Raw genomic sequence first — 12,573 nt, 5'->3', positions numbered from 1 at the left:
AGTATTGATGCCCTAAGCCAGGCCACCATGTCTGAGTAGGGCGTCGATACTGGGCTCTCGGCCTCTAAACGCTTTAAAAGACTCAGCTGCAGGGCGACTGCCGCCAACTTCTAAGATTTCCTTACGATAGCGGGCACCCGTTTTTGGATCAAGGACGGAACCAGTGAGCTTTGCAGCTTCTTCAAAAGCTGAGTACACATCAGCTGACAGAACCTCTGCCCACTTATAGCTGTAGTAACCGGCGGCATAACCGCCCGCAAAGATATGGCTAAAAGTATTGATCCAGCGCGAGATCTCGGGCTGGGGAATGACGTTAAATTCAGCAGCAATCTTTCTAGAGAGCTCTAAAACTGCTTGACCTTGCGCGCTCGATGCACCAAAGCGAGAGTGCAATCTCCAGTCAGTTAAAGACATGACGATTTGACGTAAAGTCATTAAGCCATTCTGAAAATTTTTAGCCGCCAAGATTTTTTCAAATAACTCTCGTGGTAACGGTTTGCCAGTTTCTACATGAGCAGTCATTTTTTCTAGAACTTCCCATTCCCAACAAAAATTTTCCATAAATTGACTTGGTAGCTCTACAGCATCCCACTCGACACCATTTATGCCAGAAACTCCTAGTGCGCTCACTTGGGTGAGTAAATGATGAAGGCCGTGACCGCTCTCATGGAATAAGGTGATGACATCATCATGGGTAATTGTTGGCTGACGCAATACGCCATCTACCTTTACTGGTGGTGCGAAATTGCACACTAAATACGCGACTGGAGCTTGAATTTCTCCATTCGGAAGCTCTCTGCGCCCGCGTGCATCATCCATCCAGGCCCCACCACGCTTACCCGGACGCGCATAAGGGTCAAGGTAAAAGTAGGCGCGGGTCTCACCGGTTAAATCCTTTACTGCAAAGGACTGCACATCAGGATGCCATGTTGGTAAGTTTGCTGATTCAATGGTGACGCCAAATAGCGATTGAATAACGCCAAACAAGCCATCTAAAACTTTCGGTAGTGGAAAGTATTGCTTTAATTCATTTTCTGAAAAAGCATAACGTTGTTGCTTGAGACGTTCGGCAACAAAAGCACTATCCCATGGTAAAACTCCATCGGTAATGCCCAACTCCTCTCGCGCAAATTGAGTAAGTTCATCCCAGTCTCTTTGTGCGTAAGGCTTGGCTTTATGTGCAAAGTTGGTTAAAAAAAGATCCACTTCGTCTACGGTATTAGCCATTTTTGGGGCCAGGCTCAAGGCGGCAAAATTAGCAAAGCCAAGCATTCTTGCTTCTTCGTCTCTCAGTTTTAGCTGATCAAGCATGTTTTGGGAGTTATCCCAGGAAGCGTTACCTTGTGCGTACTTTGGCCCCAGTTCGGAGGCTCTTGTGACATAGGCTTCATACATCAAGCGCCGGAATGTACGATTCTCTGCGTATTGCATGACTGGGTAGTAGGATGGAAAGTGCAGTGTGAATGCCCAGCCTTGTAGATTTTTTTGACGAGCAGTGTCAGCTGCCGCAGCCCGAACATCTTCTGGTAGGCCTGCTAAATCTGCCTCATCTGTAATGAGATGAACAAATGCATCGGTAGCATCCAAGACATGGTCTGAAAATGCTTTGCCTAAAATCGCTTGTTCATCTTGAATTTGGGTAAAGCGAGGTTTATCAGCATCACTGAGCTCTGCGCCACCCAAACGAAAATCTCGCATAGAGTTTTCTATCACTTTTTTCTGGGCAGGATGAAGATTTGCAAAGTCCGGGCTCTTGCTAAGCTCCTTAAATCTTTGATAGAGGGCTAAGTTTTGACCAAGACTTGAAAAAAATGCAGTGACCTGCGGCAGCATTTCACCATAAGCCGCTCTTAGCTGGGGGGTGTCAGCTACGCTATTTAAATGAGAAATGACGCTCCATGATCTACCTAGCGCCTCAGTAGCATCTTCCAGGGGCTCCACCAAATCGTCCCAAGTGGGCGGTGTTTGTGGATTGGTTGCAGTATCTACCGCTAATTGAGCCTTTTTGAGTAAAAATTCAATGGCAGGATGTATATGCTCAGGTTTGACATCCGAATACGTGGCAATACCTCTGCCAAAAGTGAGCAAAGGATTGTTTTGTAATTCTGAGGGGAGGGCGTCTAAATGGGATGTATTCATCCCTCTAGCTTAATGGATCTAGAGTTTGGCTGCTTTTTCTGCGGCTTCTAAAGTATTCATTAATAGCATAGTGATGGTCATTGGACCAACGCCACCTGGTACTGGTGTAATCCAGCCGGCCACATATTTTGCTGTATCAAAATCGACGTCGCCACAGAGTTTTCCATCGGGCAGTCGGTTGATGCCTACATCAATGACAACCGCACCATTTTTCACCATGTCTCCTGCGATCATTTTTGGTTTACCGGTGGCAACCACCAAAATATCGGCATCTTTTGTATGGTGAGCTAAATCTCGAGTTTTGCTATTGCATATAGTCACGGTGGCGCCCGCTTGAAGTAACAGCATTGCCATGGGCTTACCTACAATGTTAGAGGCGCCAACAACGACAGCGCGAGCGCCGCGAATGGGGTAGTCAATACTCTCTAGTATCTTCATGCAGCCATAGGGTGTGCAGGGTTTAAATTCAGGTTGACCAACCATCAGAGCGCCAGCATTAGCAACATGAAAGCCATCCACATCTTTTTCTGGAGCAATAGCTTCTAACACTCTTTCAGACGCAATATGCTCGGGAAGAGGAAGTTGGACAAGGATGCCATGAATAGCCGGATCAGCATTGAGAGTGGCTATACGGGCGAGTAGCTCTTCTTCACCAAGCTCTGCCGAATAACGCTCTAGTACTGAATGAAAGCCAACATCCTCGCAAGCCTTTACCTTATTGCGAACATAGACCTGACTAGCAGGGTTGTCGCCTACGACGATGACGGCCAGTCCGGGGCGGACTCCTTTAGCGGTAACAATTGCTCCTCGAGCAGCAATTTCTGTGCGAAGCTTTTTAGAGAGGGCGTTTCCGTCAAGAAGTTGAGCAGGCATCAGTAACTAATAATCCTATTAGTTTGGTTGAGGGTCGGATAGGGCGAGGCGCAGAAGGTCTGCGACGGTATTGACGTTCAACTTTTCCATAATATTGGCGCGGTGCGCTTCAACAGTCTTAATGGAAATGCCTAGATCATCCGCAATTTGCTTGTTAAGGCGACCTGCAACAATTCGCTCCAGTACTTGACGCTCTCGGCCAGTAAGTTTGCTTAAGAGGCTTTGGGTAATCTTACGTTGACTTGCTTGTGAGTAATCTACACGTGCTTTAGCAAGCATGCGATCTACCAAACCACACAAGTCATTTTCTTTAAATGGTTTTTCGATGAAGTCTACTGCGCCACGCTTCATAGTAGAAACTGCCATTGAGACGTCACCGTGACCTGTAATAAAGGCAACAGGCATCGGTAAATTTTCACTAATTAAACGCTCTTGCAATTCTAGGCCAGACATTCCTGGCATGCGGACATCCAAGATGGCGCACGAGATAGTGGATTTATCGGTGCTTTGTAGTGATTGTAAAAATCGTTCTGCGCTCGCATGACAGCGAACAACATATCCATTGCTCTCGAGCAACCACGTTAGGGAATCGCGAACCGCTTCATCGTCATCTACTACATAAACCACTTCAGCCTGGTTCGGTTTGGTATTCACGCTTAAATTCATTTAGATCTCGCAAGATATTTCAAATAATGAAGCAATTAAATATTTTCCTTCGCCCCCATGGCTTCTGTGGCTTCAGGGGAAACTAGGGGTAGGAGTATTGTAAAGGTGCAGCCAGACAGCTTCGTCTGTTCTTGATCCATGCGATTGACTGCCCAAAGCCTGCCGTGGTGGGATTCGATAATAGACCGGCAAATATTGAGCCCCATACCCATACCATCGGATTTAGTGCTAAAAAAGGGCTCAAACATGCGTTCTGAGACGGATTCGGGGATGCCAGCACCCCCATCACTGACCTGAATTCTTAACATTGCAGGAAAAATACTGGTGTCCAGATCGGCGCTAATGGCTACTGGAGGGGCGGACCAGCGAGAGGAAAGAGGGTAAGCTTCCCGCGTGCTATCGAGCCCATTTTTTAAAAGATTGACCAATACTTGCAGAATGAGGACGGGATCAATATCTACAGTGGGTAGGTTATCGGCAATATTGCTTGTGATGGCGAGGCGATGCCGGTGCGCTTCGATTTCCACGAGCCCAACCGCATCATTAATGATTTCCGCAATCGTCGTGGATTTGCGTTGCGGTTCGCTACGTTTGACAAAGCCCCGAATGCGTTGAATGATGGTGCCAGCACGATGCGCCTGTTCAGAAGCTTTCTCAAGCGCTGGCAAGATCTCTTTTGTAACGGCGGGATCTGAATTTCCCTCTAAACGTTTTGCAACACCCATGCAGTAGTTGGAAATGGCTGATAGAGGTTGATTTAATTCGTGGGCAAGTGATGAAGCCATTTCACCCATGGTCGTTAAACGACTGGTAAATTGCATGCGCTCTTCTTGCTGACGAGACAACTCTTCAGCCTCCTTGCGAACGCTAATATCTGTTGCAATCAATAGCTGGGCAAGGCGTCCATCAACCCAAGGGATAAAACGATGGCGCACTTCATACCATTTATTGCTGCCATCGCTCAATTGAATTTCTTCAGATTCTGACTCTTGATATAAAAAGGAAGTTGGAATGCCAGGTGGAGAATCTTGCAGGTCCTCTGCCACATCATGTAGCGTTTGCAGATCATCGGCATTGCCTGCCAGCATAAAGTGACCTTTTGAGTCGTCGCCAAAATTTTCTCGATAAAAGCGATTGGCAAATAAAAGTTTGTCATTTTCAAGATCCACTACTGAAACAGCTGCATCAAGACCTTCAAGAACGGTAATAAAGCGTTCTTGTGAGGCTGCTAACTCTTCTCGAATCTTTTTAGGCTCAGAAATATCAATCAAAGAGGTAACCCAACCTGTTTGCTTGCCTTTTTCATTAATCAAAGGGGCGATAAACGTTCGCGTCTGAATCATGGTGCCATCGCGTCGCATGATAGAGCCCTCAATACCGTTTTTTAAATCAATTTCAGACCTTAGGACACGATTCATCTTTTCCACCAGCTCGTCACGCTTAGAATCTGGCCAAAAGGGGAAGGGTGGGGTTAAGCCAATCAGCTCTTTAGCGGTCCAGCCAGTCATTTCGCAGAAGGCGCGATTGACATAGGTAATGCGTTTTTGCATATCATGGGCGCGGATGCCCACGGGAGTAGAGTTTTCCATGGCGTTACGAAAGCTGGTTTCAGTACGCAAATTAGCTTCAGCCTCTTGACGAACTTGCATCTGTTTTAAAACAGACCAAAGGCTCCAGATCACAAAAACAGAGAGACCCAATACAACACCAATCAGCATTCTAAAAGTTAAATCCGTCGGTGGTGGATAAGTATCAATTCGTAAAACAATATTTGGGCTTAGTACTCCAATGTCTAAACTGGTCTGATTGCTAAAGGCCCGTTTGGGCGTGTTGCGATCCGAGGAGATGGCTAGAACTCTGTCGTTATCCGAGAGAAGGGTGAATCGATAGTGCGCTTTGAGTTCCGCTGGAATGACATCTAAGATGCCTTGGGTGGTATACAAAGCAGCCAGAAAGCCGATGGCCTGACCCCCGACAATATTTGGCGCTACTTGCCAAAAGACGGTTCTACGATCTTTTGCAACAGGCTGTGATCCTGCAAAATCGAGCGAAATGAATTGACTAAATGAAGTTCTGTTAGTGACGCGACTAAGTTCAATTGCACTAGAAAGTGCTTCGTTGATGGCTTGATCATTTTGATGTTTCCCAATCCAGTCTGACTTTGGATTGCTTATAGGTACGGACCAGACTCGTGAACTATCCGCATCAAGCCAGATAATTTTGACTATTTCCTGGTTGTTTTGTACTAAATCATTGGACTGCTCTCGCACTAGTTGCTTAAGCTTCATATCATCGCTACTAGCAGCGATTTCGCGATTAATCGTGTTGAGTGATTCGGTATTGTTTGAAAAGCGCAGTTGAATTCTCTGCTTAGCAAAGGAAAGCTCTCTAAATAGCGCAGCCTCTTGTTGTCCTTTGTCCTGTAGTTGCAATGTCCCCAAAATAATGCCCATCACCAAAGTGAATAGAACGATGGCAAGTAATGGGGTGTATACGAGCTTTAGCCCCCGAATTTTTCGGAGCCAGTTAAAGGGCTTTAAAACTAGATTGGTTAAAACAGAAGATTTCATACGATTAAGATGATTTTGCCTTATGGATAACCATCTAATCCCTTTTTAACTTCTTGATCCTTTGATTTGCAGTGCAATATAATTTCATATAGTGAGAAATATTCCCATTATGTGGAAAATTTCTTGTATACACCGATTTACCTTCCTAGAATGTTGTCTATAGAGTGAATGTCGTACGGGCATAAGGCCAACAATTGAAATAACTATTGGAGACAAGTTATGGCAGCGGTTCCAGAACAATTTCTAGGTAAACAGAATCAACAGGATGCCGATCCTGTTGAAACACAAGAGTGGTTGCAAGCCTTAGATGGCGTCATTCATAACGAAGGACCTCAGCGCGCTGCCTACTTAATTGATCAGCAGATTTCTCATGCGCGAGTCAATGGCGTAGTGCAACCATTTCATGCGGAGACGCCGTACATCAATACGATACCTGTAGAAAATCAGGCTCGTTTACCTGGCGATCAAAATATTGAACATCGCATTCGTTCGTACACTCGTTGGAATGCAATGGCAATGGTATTGCGAGCCAATAAAGATACCAATGTGGGCGGCCATATTTCTTCATTTCAATCTGCTGCCACTTTGTACGATGTAGGTTACAACCATTTTTGGCATGCTCCTTCGGCAGAGCATGGTGGTGATCTTATCTTTGTTCAGGGACATTCTGCGCCTGGTGTTTATGCACGCGCATATATGTTGGGTCGCTTGACTGATGATCAGCTTAATAATTTCCGCCAAGAGGTTGGTGGCAAGGGCATTTCAAGCTATCCACACCCATGGCTAATGCCAGATTTCTGGCAGTTCCCAACAGTATCGATGGGTCTTGGTCCAATCATGGCCATTTATCAAGCGCGCTTTATGAAGTACTTAAGAGATCGTGGCTTCATTCAGGAACAAGGCCGTAAGGTTTGGGCGTTTTTGGGTGATGGAGAAACCGATGAGCCAGAATCTCTTGGTGCAATTGGAATGGCTGGTCGCGAAAAATTAGACAACCTGATTTTTGTTATTAATTGCAATTTGCAACGCCTTGACGGACCAGTAAGGGGTAACGGCAAAATTATTCAAGAGCTAGAAAGTGAGTTCCGTGGTTCTGGCTGGAATGTCATCAAGGTGGTTTGGGGTGGCCATTGGGACGCTTTATTTGCTCGTGATAAAAAGGGCATCTTGATGCAACGCCTTGGTGAGATTGTGGATGGTCAATACCAAACCATGAAGGCCAAGAATGGCGCTTATGTGCGTGAAACCGTCTTCAATACTCCTGAGCTCAAAGCGTTGGTGGCGGATTGGAGCGATGATGAGATTTGGCAATTAAATCGTGGCGGTCATGATCCTCACAAGGTGTATGCAGCATTTCATGCGGCTGTAAACCATAAAGATCAGCCGACAGTGATATTGGCTCACACTATTAAGGGCTACGGTATGGGTGGCTCTGGTGAAGCAATGAATATTGCGCACCAAGCCAAGAAAATGAACGACGATGATGTTCGTCGCTTTAGAGATCGCTTTGAGATTCCAGTAAAAGACGAGCAGTTAGCAGAGATGCCATTGGTGAAATTTGCGGAGGGCAGTCCAGAGCTTGAGTATATGAAAGCGCGACGTCAAGAATTGGGTGGTTACTTACCGCAACGTCGCACTAAAGCAGAGAGCTTGCCTGTGCCCTCCTTGGATGCATTTGCACCATTGCTTGAGGCAACAACCGAAGGGCGTGAGATCTCCACAACGATGGCATTTGTTCGCATGCTGAACACCATTGTGCGCGATAAAACCATCGGCAAGCGGGTCGTTCCGATCGTGCCCGATGAGTCTCGCACCTTTGGTATGGAAGGCATGTTCCGACAATTAGGTATTTGGAATCAATTAGGCCAACTGTATACGCCTGAAGATCATGATCAGTTGATGTTCTACAAAGAAGATAAAACTGGCCAAATTCTGCAAGAGGGTATTAATGAGGCAGGCGGGATGTGCGATTGGATAGCGGCTGCTACTTCGTACTCCACCCATGGTGTGCCGATGTTACCGTTCTATATTTTCTATTCCATGTTTGGTTTCCAACGCATTGGGGATCTTGCATGGGCAGCAGGCGATATGCGAAGCCGCGGCTTCCTGCTTGGCGGAACTGCAGGAAGAACAACACTCAATGGAGAAGGGTTGCAGCATGAGGACGGTCATAGTCACTTGTGGAGTGCTGCCGTACCCAATTGCATTAGTTATGACCCCACTTTTGCCTTCGAATTAGCAGTAGTCATTCAGGATGGCATGCGTCGCATGTTAGAGGTACAAGAAGACGTGTATTACTACGTCACATTAATGAATGAAAACTACGCGCATCCAGCAATGCCAAAAGGTGCAGAACAAGACATCATTAAGGGGATGTATAAATTAAAGTCTGTGGGCGATAACAATGCTAAGTTGCGCGTACAACTTTTAGGTTCAGGCACCATCTTCCGAGAGGTGATTGAAGCAGCAGAGATGCTGCATAAAGACTGGGGTGTTGCCTCTGATTTGTGGGGATGCCCAAGTTTTACTGAGCTTGGTCGTGATTGGAATGCAGTTCACCGGGCAAATTTATTAAACCCAACAGCTGCACCAAAACTTTCACATGTAGAGCAGTGCTTAAAAGATACTGCCGGTCCTATAGTTGCAGCTACGGATTATGTGCGTTTATTTGCAGAGCAAATTCGTCCTGCACTTCAGCATATGGGTCGTCGTTACGAGGTATTAGGAACGGATGGCTTTGGAAGATCGGATACCCGGGAAAAATTGCGAGACTTCTTTGAAGTGGATCGTCGTTGGGTTGTGGTGACCGCTTTGCGTTCATTAGTTGATGCGGGTCAGTTAGATCGCCAAAAACTCGCCGATGCTATTCAGAAATACGGCATCGATATTTCTAAACCTAATCCAATGACCGTTTAACGCGAGATCAATTCATGAGCCAAATTATTGAAATTAAAGTCCCGGATATTGGCGACTATAAGGATGTTCCCGTTATAGAGGTATTGCTAAAGGCGGGCGACAACATCGAAATCGAGCAATCTATTGTTGTTCTGGAGTCTGACAAAGCAACCATGGATGTTCCTTCATCTCATGCGGGCGTAGTAAAAGATGTCAAAGTAAAAGTGGGTGACACCCTATCTGAGGGCTCGGTAGTGATTACGCTTGAAGAGGGTGCCGCGGCCCCAGCATCTCCAACCCAAGCTGCTGTGCCTCCAGCCTCGCCAACGAATTCAGGCGGCGCTCTGATAGAAGTTAAGGTCCCAGACATTGGTGACTATAAAGATGTACCAGTAATTGAAGTGCTTGTGAAAGCTGGTGACAAGGTTGAGAAAGAGCAGTCTATTGTGGTGCTCGAGTCAGACAAAGCCACAATGGATGTTCCCTCTACTCATGCCGGGATTGTTAAAGAGGTCAAGGTAAAGGTTGGCGACAATCTTTCTGAAGGATCGGTAGTTATTATTTTAGAAAGTGGTGCAGGCTCTGCTACAACTCCTGTTGCTATTCCAGCTTCATCGCCAGCACCAGCTGCAAAAGTTGTGGAACCGCCAATACCTAGGGCACCAGCACCGCCACCATTGAGCAATCCAGCACCGCAGGTTGATGTTGCATATAGTCATGCAAGTCCTTCTGTGCGCAAGTTTGCAAGAGAGCTTGGTGTGACGATTGCTCAAGTCAAAGGGTCTGGTCCAAAAGGGCGCATTACACAAGAAGACGTTCAAGCATTTGTGAAGGCGGCGATGAGCGGTGGTGCAGGCAGTCCTGCAGCTGCTTCTGCTGGAGGTAGTTTAGGCGGCCTCAATTTAATTCCTTGGCCAAAAGTTGACTTTACTAAGTTTGGTGAAATCGATCGTCAACCGCTCAATCGCATTAAAAAATTGACAGCAGCCAACCTAGGCCGTAATTGGGTAATGATTCCGGCGGTAACGTATCACGAGGATGCTGATATCACTGATCTTGAAGCTTTCCGTGTGCTGACGAACAAAGAAAATGAGAAGAAGGGCGTCAAAATTACGATGCTTGCCTTCTTGATGAAGGCAGCTGTAGCTGCGTTGAAAAAATATCCTGAGTTCAATAGCTCATTAGATGGCGATGATTTGATTTTGAAGAAGTACTTCAACATCGGTTTTGCCGCTGACACTCCAACCGGTTTAGTGGTACCAGTCATTAAAAATGCCGATAAGAAAGGGATTTTTGAGATTGCGCAAGAAACATCGGAACTTGCAGGGCTTGCACGTGAAGGTAAATTAAAGCCCGATCAAATGCAGGGAGCCAGCTTTACCATCTCTTCACTGGGCGGCATCGGTGGAACCTATTTCTCACCAATTGTGAATGCTCCAGAAGTGGCTATTTTGGGTGTGAGCAAGGCGGCCATGAAGCCTGTATGGGATGGTAAGCAATTTGTCCCACGCTTAATCTGTCCTTTATCGCTGTCTGCAGACCATCGTGTCATTGATGGTGCATTAGCGACTCGCTTTAATCTTTACATCGCTCAACTCTTAGCCGACTTCCGTCGCGCCACTCTGTAAGGAAGATTCATGGCTAGGCAAACTATCCTCGTACCAGATATTGGTGATTATGCAGATGTGCCTGTGATTGAGGTACTCGTTAAAGTAGGTGATGTAGTTGAAAAAGAGCAGCCACTATTAGTGCTTGAATCGGACAAGGCAACTATGGAAGTTCCGGCTGACGTTGCTGGGACGATTACCAGCATCTCTGTTAAATTAGGCGATAAAATGAGCAAGGGTTCTGCCATTGCAGAAATTGATACTAGCGAAGCAACCCCTGCAGCAAAGCCAGTGGTGGCCCCAGCCCCAGCCCCTGCGCCTGCTGCTAACCCTCCGACTCAGGCCATCGCTCCAAAAGCAGGTCAATACAACGGTAAGGTTGATCACGAATGCGAAATATTGGTCCTCGGTGCTGGACCTGGTGGCTATAGCGCTGCTTTTCGTAGTGCCGACTTAGGAATGAACACGATCTTGGTTGAGCGATACGCTACTTTGGGTGGCGTGTGCTTGAATGTTGGCTGTATTCCATCAAAAGCGTTGTTGCACACCACTGCAGTCATGGATGAGGTGAAAACGATGGCCAAACATGGCATCACCTTTGGCGCGCCGAAGATCGAAATTGATCAGTTGCGTGGCTATAAGGAATCTGTCATTGCAAAATTGACAGGTGGCTTAGCTGGAATGGCTAAGGCACGCAAAGTAAAAGTGGTCCGCGGTATCGGGCGCTTTCTGGATGCCAATCATGTTGAAGTCAATCTTACGAGTGGCACGGGTCAAGATGTTACTGACCAGAAAGAAGTCATTCGTTTTCAGAAGGCGATTATTGCTGCCGGAAGTCAACCGGTGAAATTGCCATTCCTGCCGGAAGATCCGCGTATTGTTGATAGTACAGGCGCTTTACTACTCAAGAGTATCCCAAAGCGCATGCTAGTAATTGGCGGTGGCATCATTGGATTGGAAATGGCTACCGTCTATAGCACTCTGGGCTCTCGTATTGATATCGCTGAGATGATGGATGGTCTGATGGCTGGCGCAGATCGAGATTTGGAAAGGGTCTGGGAGAAGTTCAATGCCGGACGTTTTGAAAATATCATGCTCAAGACGCGAGCAGCCAAGGCAGAAGTGAAGTCCGATGGTATTGAGGTGACATTTGAAGGTGAGAATGCGCCTGCGCAGCCACAGACCTATGACTTGGTATTGGTTGCAGTAGGACGTACACCGAATGGTAAAAAAATCGATGCTGACAAAGCCGGTGTACAAGTCGATGAGCGTGGCTTTATTGCAGTTGATAAACAAATGCGCACTAATGTTCCGCATATATTTGCGATTGGCGATATTGTGGGTCAACCCATGTTAGCGCATAAAGCGGTACACGAAGGGCATGTAGCGGCAGAAGCTGCCCATGGAGAAAAGTCTTACTTTGATGCGAAGCAAATTCCATCCGTTGCTTACACTGATCCAGAAGTTGCATGGGCTGGATTGACTGAGGAGCAATGTAAGGCGCAAGGCATTGCCTATGAAAAAGGTTTATTTCCTTGGGCTGCAAGTGGGCGTGCAATCGCCAATGGTCGTGATGAGGGCTTCACCAAGCTTATTTTTGATGCAAAATCACATCGTATTATTGGAGGCGGTATCGTAGGTACGCATGCTGGCGACTTAATTGGTGAAGTATGCTTGGCCATTGAAATGGGGGCGGATGCGGTAGATATTGGTAAGACAATTCATCCTCATCCAACATTAGGTGAGTCTGTTGGTCTTGCTGCAGAAGCGGCCCATGGTCATTGCACAGATTTGCCACCAGTCAAAAAGAAGTCTTAACGTTG

Annotated in this window: 7 protein-coding genes; 3 read left to right on the top strand and 4 right to left on the bottom strand. The window is 46.6% G+C overall.

The annotated features are described in order from the left end of the window. Positions 1-12: 12 nt before the first annotated feature. The 4 genes from KIH43_RS03695 to KIH43_RS03680 are packed head-to-tail and all read right to left on the bottom strand — an operon-like array spanning position 13 to position 6,248. Positions 13-2,139, bottom strand: coding sequence for a M3 family metallopeptidase (locus KIH43_RS03695; RefSeq protein WP_297717844.1), 2,127 nt, complete (start codon positions 2,137-2,139; stop codon positions 13-15). Positions 2,140-2,157: 18 nt separating this feature from the next. After that, the gene (gene folD / locus KIH43_RS03690) at positions 2,158-3,012 is read right to left on the bottom strand and encodes a bifunctional methylenetetrahydrofolate dehydrogenase/methenyltetrahydrofolate cyclohydrolase FolD (protein WP_296968821.1); all 855 of its coding nucleotides are present in this window, start codon (positions 3,010-3,012) and stop codon (positions 2,158-2,160) included. 18 nt (positions 3,013-3,030) lie between these two features. After that, a complete protein-coding gene (locus KIH43_RS03685) occupies positions 3,031-3,678 on the bottom strand; it encodes a response regulator transcription factor (protein ID WP_297717841.1) in 648 nt (215 codons plus the stop codon). A 35-nt stretch (positions 3,679-3,713) separates the two neighbouring features. Further along, positions 3,714-6,248: a PAS domain-containing sensor histidine kinase gene (locus KIH43_RS03680; protein WP_297717838.1), complete on the bottom strand. Its 2,535-nt coding sequence runs from the start codon at positions 6,246-6,248 to the stop codon at positions 3,714-3,716. A gap of 219 nt (positions 6,249-6,467) precedes the next feature. Here KIH43_RS03680 and aceE point away from each other — a divergent pair, with 219 nt between their 5' ends. Genes aceE through lpdA form a run of 3 tightly spaced genes read left to right on the top strand, consistent with a single transcriptional unit; the run spans position 6,468 to position 12,568 of the window. Then, entirely contained in the window at positions 6,468-9,164 is a 2,697-nt protein-coding gene (gene aceE / locus KIH43_RS03675) for a pyruvate dehydrogenase (acetyl-transferring), homodimeric type (RefSeq protein WP_297717835.1), read from the top strand. Positions 9,165-9,178: 14 nt separating this feature from the next. Continuing rightward, entirely contained in the window at positions 9,179-10,771 is a 1,593-nt protein-coding gene (gene aceF / locus KIH43_RS03670; RefSeq protein ID WP_297717832.1) for a dihydrolipoyllysine-residue acetyltransferase, read from the top strand. Between the two features lie 9 nt (positions 10,772-10,780). Beyond that, positions 10,781-12,568 (top strand): dihydrolipoyl dehydrogenase, encoded by a 1,788-nt coding sequence (lpdA, locus tag KIH43_RS03665; protein ID WP_297717829.1) that lies wholly within the window; start codon positions 10,781-10,783, stop codon positions 12,566-12,568. The last annotated feature ends 5 nt before the right edge of the window (positions 12,569-12,573 follow it).

The organism is Polynucleobacter sp. (assembly GCF_018500155.2).
In the GTDB taxonomy this organism is placed as follows: Bacteria; Pseudomonadota; Gammaproteobacteria; order Burkholderiales; family Burkholderiaceae; genus Polynucleobacter.
Note: the sequence above shows the minus strand (reverse complement) of the source record. Positions and strands in the feature narration are given on the sequence as shown.